Origin of the sequence: Methylobacterium planeticum (genome assembly GCF_008806345.1) — a bacterium.
GTDB lineage: Bacteria > Pseudomonadota > Alphaproteobacteria > Rhizobiales > Beijerinckiaceae > Methylobacterium > Methylobacterium planeticum.
The window spans coordinates 30,292-47,876 of record NZ_VZZJ01000020.1 but is presented as its reverse complement, the minus strand read 5'-3'; the positions used below and the strand labels follow the sequence as shown (position 1 = coordinate 47,876).

Here is a 17,585-nt window from a genome sequence, read left to right as displayed (position 1 = left end):
AAGCTGACATCGGGCTCGCAGGGCCTGAACCGCTGCTTGCGACCCTTCTCGGAAGCTCAGAAGGTCCGCTCACGAGCAGGCTGGTTGACCTTAACCGACCAAAGATTGGGCGAATGCGAAAGGGCAGGTCGTGGATGTCGCCTTGCGAAAGCGGCCGTTCAGATCCCCGATCCGCACCACCGATCTCCACCGAGATCAACACGCTTAATACTCCATCCTTCTCACGGGTTTGAGCCTTCGGCAAACCCGGCGCGGTTCATTGCGCAAAGCGCGTGAATCGTCCCTGAATTTAGTGTAGGATAGATGAGTGTGGCTGTCCGCAGAGGTGGGAACCATGCTGTTTTTTAAAAAACAGGAAGCCATGGGGTTCACCCCTGTTCCGGGCCAGAGGCAGCCAGAGGGCAAGTTTGTCGCCCTGTATGGCCGGATCATCATAGCTTTTTTAGCGATAGTTGTGCTTGCTCTGTTGTGGTGGTTTCTTTCGCACAATGATTACGCTGAACTTGCGGGTCTAGCCCGCACGGCGGCTGAACTCCTCACGGGCGGGTTGGTAGGTGTTTGGCTGACCGAAAATAATGCAGCCAGGACGTTCAATATTTATATAGCTGGCAAGAATACAGCCGACCAGACCCTGTCCGACACGCAGGAGGCGCTTCGCGTCGCCCGTGAGGAACTTTCGAAAGCACGGAAAGCTGCGCTGGAAACGCGGGAAGATGACAAGCCCAGAAGCGCGTAAAAACTATGAAGCTCTGGCACTGGCGGCCTCTGAGGATATCGTGTGTATGCCCGCGTTCATCGATGCAATTTCCGAGAACCCCGCGCCGCTCTTCGACAGTGCACTTGAAAGGTTGATGTCAACCTCTCGCCATGCGGATAACTCCATTCGCCCGCCTAAATCCTTCAGACTCGTTTTTGAGAACACGCCCGGATACTATGCCAACACGGAGCTGAGAAGTGGGATAATCACCATTCGCCGGGGTGTTATGTCGCTTTTTCGCGACATTTCCGAGCTCCACAGTGGTTATGAGGCGCTCCATGCTTTTGACGGCAGCATCCTTCACGGGCCGACCCTGACGAACGAGGAGATCAAGAGCCTTGTCACCCGCTCGGCGAGAAGCTTTGTTCGAAGCGAGTCTGGTGTTTGGCGGGAGGATGAAAGGCTAAGGCAGTGTTGCCTGGAACGAACGCAGCGGGACATGGGCGAGCGCACCACCCGCCAAACCGCTCCGCATTTCTTTCTCAAGCTCATTTCACTCGCCTGCTTCGTCATCGCCCATGAGCTCGCCCATATCCTGCACCACCGCCCGTCGTGGAACCCGCTGCGTCGCCGCAAATCAAGGGAGCACATGGAATTAGAAGCCGACCAAATCGCCGCGAGATGGGTCCTCGATTACTTATATATTCCACCAACCGTCTTTACTGAGGAACTACCGGTCACCGGTCAGGGGCCGATTGCGGACATGATTATGCTTGGTCTCTGGTACCGCGAGCAAGAAAGCAAGTGGCGCAAAGGCAGCCTCGAAAGCATGTTCGAGGCAATATCACAGGCCGGCAGCGCGCCAAATGCGGTTTACACGTCGGAGTATGAGGCCGCCCGTGCCGTTTCGGTGTCGGTGATCGCACTGTTCTTCAATGTTTGGAGCCGGGTCGAGTTTGAAGCCCGGGCTGCGGGGCTGGACTTTGGGCCGGGCTATCCGAATGCCGCGGCGCGATACCAGAATTTCAGGGCCGCGTGCCATGCGCATCCGCATTCACCACCGAATATGTTCGACAAGCCCAATGGCCGTCGGGGCCCGCTCCAGACCGAGTACGAGCTATTTCAAAATATATTTATAGAAATGAACGGTAGACCCTAATCTCAATTCTGAATTCAGAGTTTGGGCGCGGAGAATTTCAGCACCATGCGCCTGACGGCGTCGTCCGGAGCCGGTTGGCTTGATTCCGCGATGCTGCGAGGGGCGCTTCTTCGATTTGCAGACGTTAACGCAATATGCAGCGGACGAGCGTTCTCCGAGAGAGTCGGCCTTCGATTACATCGCTGTAAAGGGCAGCTTCCAGCTTTCAAGAGTGCGATGACAAACGACCAAAATGGGTGCGAAGCGGAAGGTCCGCTTTCGGGCAGAGAGCCGAGGGTGACTACCCACCCCAAACGGACTTTCATCGGATGCAGCTCTAGAGTCCGCTCAGGGTCATCAGGGATGCTGCGGCAGCGAGCCTTTGCCTTCGTAGGCATCAAGCTCTTCCCGCAGATACGATGCCGTGCGGCTCGCCCACGCCTCGGCCACCACCTCGGGGCGGCCGGCCGCCACCACGGTGCCACCCAAGTTTCCAGCGCCGGGCCCCACATCAATGACGTGATCGGCCGCTGCGACGACGCGCATGTCGTGCTCGACCATGACCACCGCATTGCCCGCATCGACCAAGCCGTTGAGCTGGAGCATGAGGCGATCCACGTCGGTCGAGTGCAACCCGGTCGTCGGCTCGTCGAGGACGTAGAGCGTGCCCCCGCGCTGCCCCCTCTGCAACTCGGTCGCGAGCTTGATGCGCTGGGCCTCGCCGCCGGAGAGTTCAGTCGCCGGCTGGCCCAGGCGCAGGTAGCCGAGGCCCAGATCCCGCAGCACGACCAGCGGCCGCAGCACGGACGGCTCGTCAGCGAAGGCCTCGCAGGCGCGCTCGACGGTCAGCCCGAGCACGTCCGCGATAGTCAGCCCGTTCCATGTGACCTCCAGCGTCTCCGGCGCGTAGCGGGAACCGTGGCAGGTTGGGCAGGGGGCGTAGACGCTCGGCATGAACAAGAGTTCGACGCTGACGAACCCCTCGCCCTCGCAGGCCGGGCAGCGGCCCTTGGCGACGTTGAAGGAGAAGCGGCCGGCGTCGTAGCGGTGCCTGCGCGCCTCGGGCGTGGCGGCGAACAGCTTGCGGACGGCGTCGAACAGGCCGGTATAGGTCGCAAGATTCGAGCGGGGCGTGCGCCCGATCGGCTTCTGATCGACCTTGACCAGACGCCGGACACCTTCCATGCCGCCGACGATGCGGCCCTCGGTCGGGCCCGGCACGTCGTCGAGTGGATCCTCCGGCTCGTCGTCGGTGTCGATAGGCCGTCCGAGGCGGTCGCCGACGAGTTCCAGCAGGGCTTGGCTGACGAGGCTCGACTTGCCGGAGCCGGAGATGCCGGTCACGGCGGTGAGACATCCAAGCGGGAACGAGGCCGAGACATCGCGCAGATTGTTGCGAACAATGCCCTCCAGGCGCAGCCATCCCGAAGGCTCGCGCCGTGGACGCCGCGGCGGTTCGACCAACCCGAACAGGTGGAGGCGCGTGCGCGACGCCTCCACCGCGCGCAAACCCTCCGGCGGGCCACTGTAGAGCACGGTACCCCCGTGCTCGCCCGCCGCCGGGCCGACATCGACCAGCCAATCGGCGCGGCGCATCGTGCCGATGTCGTGCTCGACGACAAACAGCGAATTGCCCGAGGCGAGCAGCCCGGCGAGCGCCTCGTGCATCGCATCACCGTCGGCGGGGTGCAGCCCGGCCGTAGGCTCGTCGAGCACGTAGGCCACGCCGAAGAGCTGCGAACGGAGCTGCGTGGCGAGACGCAGGCGCTGCAGCTCGCCCGACGACAAGGTCGTGGTGACTCGATCAAGCGACAGGTAGCCGAGGCCAAGCTCCGTGAGCGTCCCGATCCGGTCGACGAGGTCAGCGGCGAGGCGCTGGGCGGCGAGGCGCTTCTCGATAGAGAGGTTCGGTGTCACGCGCACGTCCGGCGCACCCGCATGGGCCGACGCCCCAGAGGCAGCGCGCCGGGCGCGATCCCGTTGGCCCGCTTCGCGGTCGAGGGATTCTTGAGCAGCACCGGTGGCAAGGTAGTCGTCGGGCAGCCTGTCCTCGGCCGCCGGCCGCATCGCCTCGGCGAGTTCGGAGAGCGGCATGCGCGACAATTCTCCGATATCGAGGCCAGCGAAGGTGACCGAGAGCGCCTCAGGCTTCAGGCGCTTACCTTGGCAGGCGGGGCAGTCCTCGCTCAAGAGGTAGCTCGCGGCGCGGCGGCGCATGAGGGCGCTCTGCGAGTTGGTGAAGGTGCCGAGCACATGGCGGCGGGCGCTCGTGAATGTGCCCATGTAGCTTGGCTCCAGGCGACGCTGGCGGGCGAGCCGCGTCTGCTCCGGGGAGAGCCCGGCATAGACCGGCTCCTGCGGCTGGTCGTCCGTGAATAGGATCCAGTCCCGGAGCGCCCGTGGCAGATCCTTCCAGGGCGTGTCGACGTCAACGCCACGGCTCACCAGGATGTCCCGCAGGTTTTGGCCGCCCCAGGCTTGCGGCCAAGCCGCAACGGCGCGCTCGCGGATCGTCAGCGAGGGGTCAGGCACCATCGACGCTTCCGTCGCTTGGTAGACCCGCCCAAGCCCACCGCAGGACGGGCAAGCGCCCTGCGGCGTGTTGGGCGAGAAGTCTTCCGCGTAGAGCATCGGCTGGCCCGGCGGGTAGGTGCCGGCGCGCGAGTACATCATCCGCACGAGGCTCGACAGGGTAGTGACGCTGCCGACCGAGGAGCGGGCGCTGGGTGTGCCGCGCTGTTGCTGGAGGGCGACGGCGGGGGGAAGACCCTCGATGGCATCGACATCGGGCACCCCAACCTGATCAATCATCCGCCGCGCGTAGGGTGCGACCGACTCGAAGTAGCGCCGCTGGGCCTCCGCGTAGAGCGTGCCGAAGGCGAGCGAGGACTTGCCGGAGCCGGAGATGCCGGTGAACACCACGAGGGCGTCACGCGGCAGCTCCACGTCGACGTCGCGCAAATTGTGCTCCCTAGCTCCCTTCACCGTGACGTAGCCCGGCCGTCCCGCGCCTGCCCGAGCAATCCTGACCAGTTCTCTGGGCTTCGGCTGATCCATGGGCCTTCCTCTCGACGCGTCCTTTCTCGCAGGACACCGAACGTAGCCGCGCCACTAGAGGTTCAGGAGTGCGGGAGCTACCCCTTGCGGGAAACTGTCGTCAGGCTGGAGCCGACTTCCCAATCCACAAGGTTTGTGGTTCGGAAGGGCTCAGAGGTTTGCATGCCGCTTGTTCGGCTGTGCGCCACTTCCGGACCCTCTGCCACAGCCGCTGGAATGACCGCTCTTCGCCCGCAAGCGGTCTCCTCACGGAATGGTCGGGCAGGGAGGCTAGAAGGTCTTCAGGCGGGGAACGCCGCGCTCGCCGCCCGCGCCGAGACGGCCGAGACCGAAGCGTGCCGCGTCCAAGGCCGCCTGTCGAAGATCGAGAACCAACTCGACCGCTTCCGCGCCGAGGAATTCTGGGACCGCGTCATGCGGGAGATAGCCGAGATCCTCGCCGAGCGCGGCGCCCTGACCCCGGCGGAGATCCTTCCGGAACTCAGGGGCGTGACCATCCGGGGCGCAGCCCTGCACAAGGAGCCTCTCACACCGGGCACTCCCAAGAAGAAGATGGACGTCCGCGTGGGTTTCGGACGCTACTTCGAGGCCCAGGGCGACGGTCGTTACGGTCAGCGCTCGCGCTGAGCATGCATCCGCGGATGAACGGCGCGCAGATGGCCACCGTCGCGCGAGCGCAACGGCCCCGCCAGCCGGCCACGCCGATGCGGGGCACGATCATCGAAGCTCGCACCCCGGAGGCCGCGGCCCGGCTCCTCGCCGAGCACGAGGCCGATGGCAGGCACCAGCCGGGCTGGCCGCTCATCATTCTCACGGGTGAGTCGTTTCAGGATCCGGCAACGGATGACGGTTACTGACCGGCCCCCGCTACCACCCGAGGAGCATCAGCATGGCGATGACAGGCCGCAAGAAGCAGGCGGCATTCCGGGCTCGGCAGAAGGCCGCGGCAGAGGAAGCGGACGCCCTGCGGGTCGAGGTCGCCCTGCTGAAACAGGAGAACTGCCGGCTGGCCGAGGCGGTTACGAACCTCGAAACCGGCCTGAAGGTGGCGAAGGCCATCATCGTCGCCCACAAGGTCGAGGGCCGTCCCGCGGCCGCGCTGTCGGCCCCGCAGCCCGCGCCACCGAAGATCCGGGTGCGCATCCCACGCCGACCGGCGATTCGGGTGTAGGGTGGCCTCGACCACACGAGAGAGGCGACAAGGGATAGCCCTTGGATCTTCCCATCGTCATCGATGGTCTCAAGGCTGAGATCGAGCGGCGGGCTGTGGCGTAGCAGCCGACGATCCCGACCGCCGCCGCCACTTTCTGACTGAGATCCGCCAAGCTGCCGACGAGCAAACTGAAGCCTGACGTAGTTATCAGGTGTGTGTCCGGACCTTAGGCTTCGCGGAAAAGAACACCAACCCCACCGCTTAGCGAGATGAAATCGAGGCCAGCCTCCTCCAAGACTCCCCTCAACTCAGCTACTGTCTCCCGAGAAACACAACGGCTTCCGCCGTGTTCGAAGGCAACGATCGCCGAGAGACCAACACCGGACGCTTTGACGAGACGTTTTTGCGACCAACCAAGAAAGGCTCGGGCCGCCCGGCACTGCGCAGCGGTTATGGCGGGAAGTTTCGACAAGCCATCGCCTGACCGATCTACCACGTCGTTGAACTCGCTCAGCAGCAGATCCCGACAAACTGAAGTGTCAGCGTGATCGGTCATAGACATCCAAATCGATATGTAGTGCGGGTTGATGAGCACGCGACTTGACGCTCTCGTACTGCGTCAGCTACGCAGCTCCGGTCACGAATGACCGCCTTTTGCCAATACCGTCAATGGTATCCGCCGCCTACGAGCGGTTTGGCAGTTTTTCCTTCGATGAGGGTTAGCCCTCTCTAAATGGCGACGCGCTACCTGTACCGGCGGCCGCCTCCCTTGCAGCGACCACCGGCTCGCAGGTACCGGATCACGGCTGAGAGCTGCGGCCATCCAATCGGGTCGAGGAGGCGGAGCTCGCGCCGGATGGGCCTGGCCGCAAATGGCCACGCTTTTGGGCCGGTCGGAAAGCCTTCGCAGTCGAAACAGAGCAGACCGAGTGAAATCTTGGCTTGGGCCTTTATCTATTCGTTAGGCCTCGCCTCGCCTCCTACCGTGTGGCTCTCACAGCACATGCTTCAACTCTTTTGAGAGCACAGGCGCGCACTCTCTATGTGGGGGAGCTTTCACCAATTGACTCCACAATCCCTGCGCGAGAGGCATCGGTCCGTATAAACGCGTACGCTCAGGGCCGAGGGGGCGAGGCACAAATGTCGTCGACGTTTTCCATCACGGGTATCACCGCGGCACATTCGAACGTCGGCAGCCCCCTTAAGGCGGGTGATACGATTGATCTGGTCCTCGCGACATCCCAGGCCGTCAGCAGCGTTGCCCTTGTAGGCGATTTGCCTCCAACGCTCTCGCTTAGCAACGGCATGACAGCGATCTATTCACGCTATGACGCAGCTGGCCTGCACTTCAGCTATACAGTCGCATCCGGAGACGATACGCCCGATCTGCAAGTCTCGAGCCTGGACTTGAATGGCGCGACCATCAGTGCGACCGGCAATATCTCCTTCAGTGCGTTTACGACATTCCCTGCAGGTACAAGTCCACTGACGGCGGTTCTGGCCGACCTGAACGGCGATAGTAAGCTTGATGTCGTTGCTGCCAATTATACGACACCAGGCACTGTCTCCATTCTATTTGGTCATGGTGACGGCACATTCGGTGCCGCGACCACCTACGAGACGGGCGGGCAGTACCCTTCTCGGGTTACGCTCGTCGACATCAACAATGACGGTAAGCTCGACATTCTGGCCGCCAACCAAGATGGTGGCAGTATTTCTATCTTCCTCGGCAATGGCAGTGGTGGGTTTGGCCCGGCGACGCTCTACCCCGTAGGCAACGGCCCGGAGTCGATCTCGGTCGTCGACATCAACGGCGACGGGAAGCTCGATTTAATCGTCCCAAACGTCTACGGAGGCAACGTCTCGGTCCTTCTCGGCAATGGCTCTGGCGGATTTGGTGCCCCCACCAACTACCCGAGTGGCGCTTCGCCCTACAATGCCGTCGTGCGCGACGTGAATGGTGACGGCAAGCCGGACATTATCACGGCGAACTACGGTAACAACAACATCGCTGTTCTACTCAACGCCGGTTCTGGCGGGTTCGGCGCACCGACCACCTATTCTGTTGGCGGCCCCCCCTTCTCGCTCGTCACAGCGGATTTAAACGGCGACGGCAGGCTCGACGTCGTTACCGCAAACAACACCAGCGGCACGGTATCTGTGCTCTTCGGTAACGGGAGTGGTGGTTTCAGCGCGGCGACGAATTACATCGTCGGAGCAGGTGCCTTCGCTCTGACGCTGGGCGACGTGAATGGGGATGGCAACGTCGACATCGTCACCGCGATCCGCGAAACCAACCAGATCGCCGTCCTGCTCGGCGACGGCCACGGCAGCTTCGGGGGCCTCAGCACCTATGCAGCTGGTAGCTTCCCGAGTTCCGTGGCGCTTGCGGATCTAAATGGCGACAACACCCTCGATGTCGTTGTGGCAGATCTCCGTGGCAATGCGGTCGGGGTGCTGCTGAATAGATCAAGCACGGCGGGGATCCTCGACGCAGCGAGCCTCACTTCTGCGACAGGGCGCGACACGCATCTCGCCATCGACACGGTCGCGCCAATCGTGGCTTCGGTCGCAGTTCCTGCGAACGGCACCTATAAGGCCGGTGATACGCTCGTCTTCACCGTCAATATAGACGAGGCGGTAACGGTAACCGGCACACCGCAGCTCAATCTGACGATTGGCAGCACGACGGTTCACGCCAACTACGTCTCCGCCACGGGCTCGAACGCGCTCACCTTCAAGACCACCGTTCCCCCCGGTCAACAAGACGCGGACGGGATCGAGCTGGCCAGCACCCTGACGCTGAATGGCGGCACAATCCAAGATGCGGCTGGCAACAACGCGAACCTGATGCTCAACAGCGTGCCCAGCACCGCGGGCGTGCGGGTGGATGCTGTCGCGCCTACGCTAGCGATCACCAGCGATCTCAGCACGCTGAAGATTGGCCAGACGGCCACGATCACCTTCACCTTCAGCGAGGATCCCGGCACCACCTTCGCTTGGGACGGCACCAGCGGCGCCGTGACGGTCTCTGGCGGCAGCCTGTCGGCGATCTCCGGTACCGGACTGACGCGCACGGCCACCTTCACGCCGACCGCCGGCACCGACAGTGGCACGGCCTCGATCACCGTGGCGGCGGGCAGCTATACGGATGCGGCCGGCAACAACGGCGGGCCGGGTGCTGCGCCGAGCCTGACCTACGACACCAAAGCACCGAACGCTCCATTTGCACCCGCGCTGACGTCGGGCTCCGACACGGGCAGCTCGTCCACGGATGGCATCACCAGCAACACCACGCCAGAAATACAGGGCACGGCCGAGGCCAGCAGCACCATCACGCTCAGGAATGGCAGCGCGGTCCTATCCAGCACCATCGCCGTGGATGGAACTGGACACTGGAGCTACACGCCGACGGCATCCTTGAGCGAGGGCGTCTATACGCTGACCGCCACCGCCGCGGATGCCGCCGGCAACGTCAGCTCGGCCTCTGAGGCCCTGACCATCACACTCGACACGACTGCCCCTGTCCTGGCCTTCACCACTCAAGGTGGCAGCACCTACGCTGCGACGCAGACGGTGGCTGGCACGGTCACGGACTCGAATGTCCCTGTCGGCGCGATCATAACGCTGAAGGAGGGTGCGACCACGCTCGGCACAGCGGTGGTGCAAACCGATGGCACATGGAGCACTTCGATCAATCTGGGGGCGTATGGTGCGCACACCATAACGGCTTCTGGGGCAGACCTCGCTGGCAACACCGGTCAGGCTCAACTCAGCTTCATACTTGCTGTGCCCGACACCCCACCCGATCCGTCGGCGGCTGGCACCGTCAGCCCTGCTGCAGGTCAGACGCAAACGTTGTCCGGCCTTACCTCAGGCTCGCTGACCGTCGATGGCGCCGGCACCCTCATCCTGACTGGTACGAACACCTACACCGGTCCGACCGAGGTGAAGGCTGGCACGCTCATCGTGGACGGCTCGATTGTCTCGCCCGTGACTGTCGGCAGCGGTGCCACGCTCGGTGGCCACGGCTCGACGGGCACCGTGACGATCCAGTCCGGCGGCACGCTCTCGCCGGGCAACTCGCCAGGCTTGCTTTCGACCAAGGACCTGAGCCTCGCTTCCGGCTCCGTCCTCAAGGAAGAAATCGGCGGCACGGCAACGGGTCAGTTCGATCAGCTGAAGGTGACCGGTATGGTCGCCGTCGGTGGCGCGACCCTCGACCTCCACGCCTTTGGCTCGTTCGTGTCAGTCCGCGGCGACAGCTTCGTGTTCATCGACAACGATGGGACAGATGCGGTCTTCGGTAGCTTCGCGGGGCTGAGCGAGGGAGCAAGCCTCAGCCTCGGCGCGCGCAGCTACCAGATCAGCTACCACGGCGGCGACGGAAACGACGTCGTGCTCACCGACGTCACGCGCCCGAGCGAGGCGGTGCTCAATCTGTTCGGCTCCGTCGAGCACAGCGCCGCGAGCCAGGCCGGGAGCGTCTACGCGCTCTACGAGGCTCTTCTCGACCGAGCCCCCGATCCGCTTGGGCTGGAAGGCTTCACGACGGCGCTCAAGACCGGCATGAGCCTCGCGGACATCGCGCAGGCGCTCCTGACCTCACCGGAGCACGGCCCGCAAGCGGCCAGCACCACCACCTATGTGGAGAGCCTGTACGCCAACCTGCTCAACCGCCCCGCGGATGGGGGCGGTCTCGCCTTCTTCACCGACGAACTGACCCACGGTGTGAGCCAGGCGCAGGTGGCCGTGCAGGTCGCGACCTCGGCTGAGGCGCAGGCCGTCCTCAAGCCGGTCTTCGATGCGGGCGTGTTCGTGGGCGACGCTTCAGAGACAGCGGTCGCGCGGCTGTACTACGGCCTCTTGGAGCGTGCGCCGGATGCGGGCGGTCTGCAGAGCTTTGAGACGGTCGTGAAGCAGGGTGCGGCCACAAGCGGAGTGCCGGGTGCGATCCAGGCACTGAAGGACGTGGCGGGTGCTATGCTGGCCTCACCGGAATATGCCGCTACCCATGGTTCTCTGACGAACGCGCAATTCGTGGTCGAGCTGTACGAGGGCGCGTTGGGCCGGCACGCTGACACGGCCGGTCTGAGCTTCTGGCAGGACGCCCTCGCGCACGGTACCTCGCGCGCCGACGTGGCGCTTGGGATCTCAGAAAGCATTGAGGCTCAGATCCACCTCGTCAATCAGATCGAGGCAGGCTGGCACCTCGTTGCGTAATTGCAGGATTGAGGGGGGCGGCTCCTGTCGCCCTCTTCCATAATTTTGCTTATCGCACGTTTCTTTTCGTCAAAACTCTGCTTTGATTGAGTTCAGCAGTGATTTTGCACTAGTTATAACATAACTAGCGGCGGACTAATACATGCAATAACTTCTTGACAAAAGAGAATAAATCTAAAGTTCGTGCGAGTACAGACGGGCAGCAGACCTGACAATCGACAGCACGTCGCGGCGAATCTGTACGTCGGTGATGCTGCTGAAGGCTTTGACGAGTTCAAGTGCCTCCGGCGCTCGCAGGAGACTAAGGCTCTCCTCCTCATTCTTCACTGCAACGCCATCATCAGGCAGGAAGGTCGAGACGGGAACGTTCAAGAGGGCAGCAATCGATTGAAGGCGCACGGCTCCAACGCGGTTGAGGCCTTTCTCGTACTTCTGCACTTGCTGGAAGCTCACCCCAATGGCCTGACCCAGCGCAGACTGACTGATCCCCTTTGCAATGCGGATTTCCGCGATGCGAGTGCCGATGGAATGATCGGCTGTCGTTGCCTGCTTTGTAGTTCGAGTAGGGGGCATTGAGCGCATCTGGCTTCCGTTGGAGTTAGGTGACCTCGTCTTTGAGGCCTGTGCGCTGCTCGCGGTACACAACTTGCGGTCGCATACCTATGAGAATCTTAAGGGTTGAATACGTAGCGCCGCACTGCCGACACGTCAGTTCATGTGCTTGCGCCGCCTGCCGACGTCGAGCTTGGCCAGTTTCCGTCCAACTTCCAAAAGCAGCATTTCCGACAGCAGCTTGAGGGTCGGATCGTCGAGCTCTGCGATGGCTTGATGAGTAGCAACACACTGATCTGCTGCGCGCTCCAAAGGGTGCTCCGCTGCTGGAGCATCGCTCGTCACATAGGCGCTGTTGCTCACCCTGCATGGCGTGATGTCGACGATGATGCCGCGCCCGTGGCTGGGAAGCCCTTTGTCGTCGAGTTCGAAGCTACCTCGCGCCAGCACCCACCGGGTTACGCCATCGGCCGAGCACACGCGGTACTCGGCCACGTAGGATCCCCCCCGCTGTGCGCATTGGTTGATCAGCGCGATCACACGGTCGCGGTCCTCGGCATGCATGCCGGCCACAAAGGCAGCGAGCGGCGCGCCGGCCTCGGCGAGATCCGGGTCTACGTTGAACAAGCTAGCGACGAGCGCATCTGCATGGACACAGTCTACAACCATGTCCAACTCCCAATTGCCAACTTCATCTGAAGGATTAGCAATCGGGCCGGGAGTGCGCTGGGAAGCTTGCGAACCGTTGACTCTGAACCTACCCATAAAAAGACCTCATCGCAGATCTCACGAGACCAATCGGTCAATGCTCGTTACCGGGAGCTGGTGCCGCCTCGCCATAATGCAACCTATGGTAGATGCAAAGAAAGTTAACAAAATACTAAAGAGAAAATCTCAGCTCGACTGCCCGTTTCAGGCAAGCGCTCGCTGTAAGGGTGGCGGTCGCTACCCCATGCAGCAGTCCCCTACAAGAACTTGCTTCCCGCATGTCCCTTGAAGGCGGCGGCACGTCGGATGTAGCCGACGACCGCCCGCGGATCGCGGTGGCCCGACACGTCCATGATGCGGGCCATGTTGGCGCCCCGCTCGGCCGCGGTGGTGATGAACCCGGCCCGCAGGCTGTGCGCCCCGAACGTCGAAGGGCTGGGATTGGCCGTGCCGGCGCGCGCTTGAGTTCAAGGCGCCTCTTCTTCAGCCTCATCCAGGCGACGGCCATGGAACTCCAGCAGCGCCTCTAAGACCTCCACCCGCCCGGGATGGAGCTGGTCAACTTCAGCCTGCTCGACCACGCGTTCGAGCTGAGCGATTTGCCGACGGATCGCAGATGCTTCTGTCTTCATAGCCCTGCCTTCTCCGTTGCAGCCTCTGGCGCTGGGGGCAGAAAGACCGACGTCACGTGGCGCGGCGCGACGTCATTGCCTACTGCTGATTGGCGCCGCATGGCTGTTAGTCACGGCACACCTCGTTCAACAGATCACGACTGGCGAATCGAGGCACCGGGTTAGGTTAGAGCTCTGGGAGGTCGGCGAGCCAAGCTCCCCCTCCAGCCTCCCAGAGCCTGCTCTCAGGCATACCGGCTCCCCAGACACGAGGGCCTGTAGAGCCGACGATCAAACCCCGTGTGGAGTTCGCTGTACATTCTCGAAAAACATGGTTAACAAGTCCTTAACGGCTTCGCTTGGGGGCAAGTGATGGACGATTGGGACGTGTGCAATGTATTCCGCCGCAAGCGCGAGCCGAATTTGTGCTGTGCCGTTCCTGAACGCCGGCCTGTACCTAAATTTATTCAGGGAGGAACTTGGGACTTCGGCGGAACGATTGCGGATGCTATGACAATACCCCTAGGATTTCAGCCTGAGGCTGCAGCTGAGGCAATCCGGCTGATCAGGTGCGTGTATCCGAACAAGCCCGCAGTGGTGTGCCCGAAGGCTTTGTCGGCAATATGCTTGTTGCGATTCGAGCGTTCGCGGACGGAGAAGTAGCCGCGCTTGCACTGGTCGCACTCGCCGCAGATGATCGTGAAAGGCACGACGATGCGCTCACCTTTTCGGAGAGCGCCGTTGACGCCTTTGCCCATCTCAACGACTTCACCCATAAACTCGTGGCCCATCACGTCGCCCTTCTCCATGCCTGGCATGACGTGATCGTAGAGGTGCAGATCCGAGCCACAGATCGCACAGGTGGTCACCTTGATGATGGCGTCGCGGTCATCCTCGATCTTGGGGTCCGGAATTGTATCGCAGCGGATGTCCTGAGTGCCGTGCCAGACGATTGCCCTCATAGAATTTCTCCGCAATACTTGGGAAGTATTGAGTGATCCCGGGAATACATGCCTATTGCGAATGATTTTTTTAGTCGACAACATTTGATTGTAATTGAATTACTTTCTCTTTCAAGTGTCACCTTAGCAGCAACCTTAATTAGGCAGGCGTCATTACGCGCCACGGATAAGGTGATTGCTCACCGCTGTTCGTTAGACTGTCCGGCTTCATGACCTCACGGCATGGCTTTGGCCGCGTCCGCCACCTGCGCCGATTCTCGCCGAGCCCCCCCACCGTCGAGGCCGACCGCACGAGCTGCCAATCATCCCTCCATTGCAGCCGCTCCAACTTACCGCCAGGATTCGCCGGCATCTGCGCCGGGGAAGAGCATGGCCATCAGCGTCCGCTACTACGTGTTCGAGGAGGCTGGCCCTCTGCGGCACGTGCCACGGCGCGTCAGCGACGGCCTCTATGCCGGCGAGGACACCATCCCGGCCTATGCCAGCACGCAGCAACGCATCGCCGAGGTCATCGTCGAGAACGAGGACGGCAAACCGGCCAGGCTCTTCGATGCGCGCGGGCGCTACTAGATCTTCGACGCGGATGGCCGGCTCGATCCGGAGGAGCGCACTTCGTTCAAGCGCTGGTACGATCCCCTGGCCGAAAAGGCACGGGGCAAGGTGATCGACCTCCGGCCGGACATCGAGCGGAAGAAGTGGCTGCGCAGGACCTTCTGGGATGTGACGGGCGAGGATTTGGATCGCATCATCGGGGCCCTGTAGCCGTCAGCGGCCGGAGGGGAGGGTGGCGTCACGGCGATCAAGGGCACGGCGCAGAAGCCCTGACGAGCGATGGCCGCGAGGTGCTGACCAACTTCATGGTGAAAGTCAGCCAGATCGGGTCGGATATCGAGGAGCTGAGCGAGCCGGCACTGAAGGGGCTGGCGCATGAGTTGCGGCGCTGCAGGCGGCTCTACGAGGCCGAGCGAGGCTTCTACGACGCGGCCGCCGCGGCGGCGGATCACCAGCGGGAGATTAAGGCCCGCCACCGGGCGGGGAGGGGTGCCCGATATGCCGTCCTGCGCATAATGAACTGGAACGACACCAAGACCGAGGCGCGTGAGCTCGACACGATCGAGGAGCATTGCGAGAGCAAGCCGGCTGCGGTCGAGACCGCAGCCGGCTCCTGGCGGAGAATGCCCATCGCTTCGGCATCGGCCTGACGATCGTGACAGAGGTGGTCAGCGAACTCGAATGGGTGCCGATGCGGCACAAGGTGGGCGAGGACGCGTAGCAGGTCGCATCGAGCTTCCCACAGCTGGTCTCAGGCCGCAGCGCGCCGGCGCGTGGAGAGCTGCGCCCGTCGAACGGCCTCATTCGCTTCTCGCCAGATGAGCGCAGCAGCCTCTCGATCGTTGAAAGCTCTGCGCAAGGCGGTTCCTTCGTTTCCCCGCCCCTCCGCGCGGCCGCGATATTCGGATACCGCGTCGTCCCCAAACGCTAAGGCGATTTCATTCTCCCAGGCCACATCGGTGATGCGGAACAACAGCTCGGCACTCAGCATCTGATAAGCGTCCACGGTAGTCTCTCGCGAGCGAATCAACCAGAAGATGCAACCCTAAGACGATCACAACCGAAAGTGGTAAATGATTTCTGATAGAGCTAGCTGGGCAGTCGCAGGCGTGCTGAGGGTACCGGTTCGCCGCGGTGCTCCCCGCCGGCATCACCATCGGCCTCGCGGTCATGCGGGACTGGTAGGGGTGACCAGCAAGGCAATTCAGCTTTCCAGTTGGCCTAATTGTTGAGCGCCGCAACCACGCCATGTCGAAGCAGGCCAAGTTCCCCTCGGACGCGGCTAGGCCCTGCTGGCGGAGCTGTCCTGCCTCGTCAGTGGGGCTGATTTTTATCCCTGAACTCAGCCCGCCCGGCCCAGCCGGTGCGGGCTTTTTCGTGCGATCCGCACCGAACCTATGTTTACTTCCGGAGGCGCTTAACGGCTATGCTTGGCAGGCCGGGTTGACCACCCGGTGCGGCCCCATCGGCTTTATCCCCCGATCTGAGCAGGTGGGACCGTTCTTCGAGACTCACTCGGCCCCGCAGCCCAGGCTCGCGGGGCCTTTTATTTTCGGCTCAGTTTCACCTGCAGCAGTGTAGACCCCATCGAGAGAGAGCAGGGTTGCATCGTTAGGTGCTGCCCATCTGACATGGCCTCGCTGGCATCTCCTCCCCGGTGCTCAGTGCCGGCGAGGCCGCGCTTTTCTACCCGTGCACTCAGCCCCGCGGCCTCGGCCGCAGGGCTTCTTCGTCCTGTGCGCAACTCTGCTTTCCAAAATGGCGGCTACCGGCACCAGGCCGTTGCCGCACATTGGCTTTACGGGCGTTCTCCCGCCTGCAGCAGCCTCGCCGGCAGCCCTTCTGCGTTCCACGGCGCGACCGCTTCTTCCTCAACGACTTCGCCCCGCAGCCTCACGGCTCGCGGGGCTCTTCATTTCAGCTCCCCCCGCCGCGCGGGCTTCGTCGTATCTGGGGGGCTCTGATCCACTCCTCGACCGCCCACGACTCATCCTGACGTTTTGCATAGAGTGCCCCTAATAGACGGGGTCATCTTCGCCCCGGCAGCAGAGTCACATCAAGATCGAGGCGCCCGCGATGTCGAAGGTGGCGTTTCACGACCCTCTATAGGCAGAACCATCCTCGGCCTTTGCAGGCTCCTCGACATAGTGACCCTGCTTCGGCACGGCGACGATGTCGAAGTCGCGGGCCAAGGTGTGCAGTGCCTCGCGAAGAGCGGATCCATGCAGTGGACGACCGTGCCCCGTGATTGCAAGCTCCGGCTCGAGGTCAGCCAAGGCTTCGACTGACTGCCGGGCGGCGTCCCAATCAACTGTGAAATACATCGGCGGACCATGCAGTTCGGATTCCTGCACGACGACAGCGTAGGCCGACTCCTGGGCTGTCGTCACAAAAGCGTCTGCCGCGATGAGGGTTCGATCGGCGTCACGCCAGAGGGCTACCTGGCCGACCGAGTGACCTGGCGTGTGAATCCAACGCCAGCCCGGCATCGGCGGCACCGAGCCATCCTCGGGCAGACTTTGGAGATGGTCGGATACATCGACCGGCGCACGTGGAAAGAGCGGCGAGAGCCGGGCTACCAAGCCGCCACCAACAGAGGGGTCCGGGAGCGGATAGGTGGCTGATCCGTTGAGATACGGGTGCTCAAGAGGGTGAGCCCAAACCGGCACCTGCCATTCGCGTGCGAGGTCCTCAACCGCACCGACATGATCGAAATGACCGTGAGTGAGAACGATTGCGGACGGGCGAGCTCCCGCACCGAAGCGCTTCTCGGCGGCCTTTACGATGGCCGCTTTCGAGCCCATCACACCCGCGTCGATCAAGACCCAGCTGCGATCACCTACACCAGGGCGGCCGTAATAGATCACGTTGACGATTGCGTGGCGTTGGTAAGCAAGGTCGCCCCCAACCTCGTGAGTGTCCGTCGTCAGAT

Annotated in this window: 14 protein-coding genes and 2 pseudogenes; 8 read left to right on the top strand and 8 right to left on the bottom strand. The window is 62.6% G+C overall.

Annotation, left to right across the window (positions count from 1 at the left end):
* Positions 1-307 precede the first annotated feature (307 nt).
* Together F6X51_RS19975 and F6X51_RS19970 are read left to right on the top strand one after the other, a co-directional pair.
* Positions 308-736: a hypothetical protein gene (locus F6X51_RS19975; RefSeq protein ID WP_150965432.1), complete on the top strand. Its 429-nt coding sequence runs from the start codon at positions 308-310 to the stop codon at positions 734-736.
* Entirely contained in the window at positions 714-1,856 is a 1,143-nt protein-coding gene (locus F6X51_RS19970) for an ImmA/IrrE family metallo-endopeptidase (RefSeq protein ID WP_150965431.1), read from the top strand. Before F6X51_RS19975 ends, F6X51_RS19970 begins: the two co-directional genes overlap by 23 nt.
* A 336-nt stretch (positions 1,857-2,192) precedes the next feature.
* Here the strand turns inward: F6X51_RS19970 and F6X51_RS19965 are convergent, their stop codons facing one another.
* Positions 2,193-4,892, bottom strand: a complete 2,700-nt coding sequence (locus F6X51_RS19965; protein WP_150965430.1) for an excinuclease ABC subunit UvrA — start codon at positions 4,890-4,892, stop codon at positions 2,193-2,195.
* 162 nt (positions 4,893-5,054) lie between these two features.
* Here F6X51_RS19965 and F6X51_RS28705 point away from each other — a divergent pair, with 162 nt between their 5' ends.
* Genes F6X51_RS28705 through F6X51_RS19950 form a run of 3 tightly spaced genes read left to right on the top strand, consistent with a single transcriptional unit; the run spans position 5,055 to position 6,063 of the window.
* Positions 5,055-5,519, top strand: a complete 465-nt coding sequence (locus F6X51_RS28705; RefSeq protein ID WP_246696911.1) for a hypothetical protein — start codon at positions 5,055-5,057, stop codon at positions 5,517-5,519.
* A 14-nt stretch (positions 5,520-5,533) separates the two neighbouring features.
* Positions 5,534-5,749: a hypothetical protein gene (locus tag F6X51_RS19955; protein ID WP_150965429.1), complete on the top strand. Its 216-nt coding sequence runs from the start codon at positions 5,534-5,536 to the stop codon at positions 5,747-5,749.
* 32 nt (positions 5,750-5,781) lie between these two features.
* The gene (locus F6X51_RS19950; protein ID WP_150965428.1) at positions 5,782-6,063 is read left to right on the top strand and encodes a hypothetical protein; all 282 of its coding nucleotides are present in this window, start codon (positions 5,782-5,784) and stop codon (positions 6,061-6,063) included.
* Positions 6,064-6,271: 208 nt separating this feature from the next.
* Here F6X51_RS19950 and F6X51_RS19945 read toward each other — a convergent pair whose 3' ends face one another.
* Positions 6,272-6,640: a helix-turn-helix domain-containing protein gene (locus F6X51_RS19945; RefSeq protein WP_246696910.1), complete on the bottom strand. Its 369-nt coding sequence runs from the start codon at positions 6,638-6,640 to the stop codon at positions 6,272-6,274.
* A 545-nt stretch (positions 6,641-7,185) separates the two neighbouring features.
* On the opposite strand from F6X51_RS19945, the gene F6X51_RS19940 reads away from it, so the two are divergent.
* Positions 7,186-11,268, top strand: a complete 4,083-nt coding sequence (locus F6X51_RS19940) for an FG-GAP-like repeat-containing protein (RefSeq protein WP_150965427.1) — start codon at positions 7,186-7,188, stop codon at positions 11,266-11,268.
* A gap of 174 nt (positions 11,269-11,442) precedes the next feature.
* On the opposite strand, the gene F6X51_RS19935 is transcribed toward F6X51_RS19940, so the two are convergent.
* The 4 genes and pseudogenes from F6X51_RS19935 to F6X51_RS19915 form a co-directional block, all read right to left on the bottom strand.
* Positions 11,443-11,850 carry a helix-turn-helix domain-containing protein gene (locus F6X51_RS19935; protein ID WP_246696909.1) on the bottom strand — a complete coding sequence of 136 codons (408 nt, stop codon included), beginning with the start codon at positions 11,848-11,850 and terminating at the stop codon, positions 11,443-11,445.
* A 126-nt stretch (positions 11,851-11,976) separates the two neighbouring features.
* Positions 11,977-12,447: a PAS domain-containing protein gene (locus F6X51_RS19930; protein WP_210250325.1), complete on the bottom strand. Its 471-nt coding sequence runs from the start codon at positions 12,445-12,447 to the stop codon at positions 11,977-11,979.
* Positions 12,448-12,995: 548 nt separating this feature from the next.
* Entirely contained in the window at positions 12,996-13,160 is a 165-nt protein-coding gene (locus tag F6X51_RS28070) for a hypothetical protein (protein WP_191970185.1), read from the bottom strand.
* Positions 13,161-13,705: 545 nt separating this feature from the next.
* Positions 13,706-14,101 (bottom strand): annotated as a pseudogene (locus F6X51_RS19915) (alcohol dehydrogenase catalytic domain-containing protein); the annotation flags it as partial.
* 369 nt (positions 14,102-14,470) lie between these two features.
* On the opposite strand from F6X51_RS19915, the gene F6X51_RS19910 reads away from it, so the two are divergent.
* The gene (locus F6X51_RS19910; protein ID WP_150965425.1) at positions 14,471-14,671 is read left to right on the top strand and encodes a hypothetical protein; all 201 of its coding nucleotides are present in this window, start codon (positions 14,471-14,473) and stop codon (positions 14,669-14,671) included.
* Between the two features lie 272 nt (positions 14,672-14,943).
* Complete coding sequence (locus tag F6X51_RS19905; protein WP_150965424.1) at positions 14,944-15,303, top strand: hypothetical protein; 360 nt, start codon at positions 14,944-14,946, stop codon at positions 15,301-15,303.
* Between the two features lie 101 nt (positions 15,304-15,404).
* Here F6X51_RS19905 and F6X51_RS19900 read toward each other — a convergent pair whose 3' ends face one another.
* Positions 15,405-15,659, bottom strand: coding sequence for a hypothetical protein (locus F6X51_RS19900; RefSeq protein WP_150965423.1), 255 nt, complete (start codon positions 15,657-15,659; stop codon positions 15,405-15,407).
* Between the two features lie 1,087 nt (positions 15,660-16,746).
* Positions 16,747-17,571 (bottom strand): annotated as a pseudogene (locus F6X51_RS19895) (MBL fold metallo-hydrolase); the annotation flags it as partial.
* Positions 17,572-17,585: the final 14 nt, after the last annotated feature.

Excerpts from the sequence above, each read along its gene's own strand:
- F6X51_RS19955 (WP_150965429.1), top strand. The coding sequence starts at position 5,534 with ATGAACGGCGCGCAGATGGCCACCGTCGCGCGAGCGCAACGGCCCCGC.
- F6X51_RS19950 (WP_150965428.1), top strand. The coding sequence starts at position 5,782 with ATGGCGATGACAGGCCGCAAGAAGCAGGCGGCATTCCGGGCTCGGCAG.
- F6X51_RS28070 (WP_191970185.1), bottom strand. The coding sequence starts at position 13,160 with ATGAAGACAGAAGCATCTGCGATCCGTCGGCAAATCGCTCAGCTCGAA.
- F6X51_RS19965 (WP_150965430.1), bottom strand. The coding sequence starts at position 4,892 with ATGGATCAGCCGAAGCCCAGAGAACTGGTCAGGATTGCTCGGGCAGGC.
- F6X51_RS19910 (WP_150965425.1), top strand. The coding sequence starts at position 14,471 with ATGGCCATCAGCGTCCGCTACTACGTGTTCGAGGAGGCTGGCCCTCTG.
- F6X51_RS28705 (WP_246696911.1), top strand. The coding sequence starts at position 5,055 with ATGCCGCTTGTTCGGCTGTGCGCCACTTCCGGACCCTCTGCCACAGCC.
- F6X51_RS19935 (WP_246696909.1), bottom strand. The coding sequence starts at position 11,850 with ATGCGCTCAATGCCCCCTACTCGAACTACAAAGCAGGCAACGACAGCC.
- F6X51_RS19940 (WP_150965427.1), top strand. The coding sequence starts at position 7,186 with ATGTCGTCGACGTTTTCCATCACGGGTATCACCGCGGCACATTCGAAC.
- F6X51_RS19970 (WP_150965431.1), top strand. The coding sequence starts at position 714 with ATGACAAGCCCAGAAGCGCGTAAAAACTATGAAGCTCTGGCACTGGCG.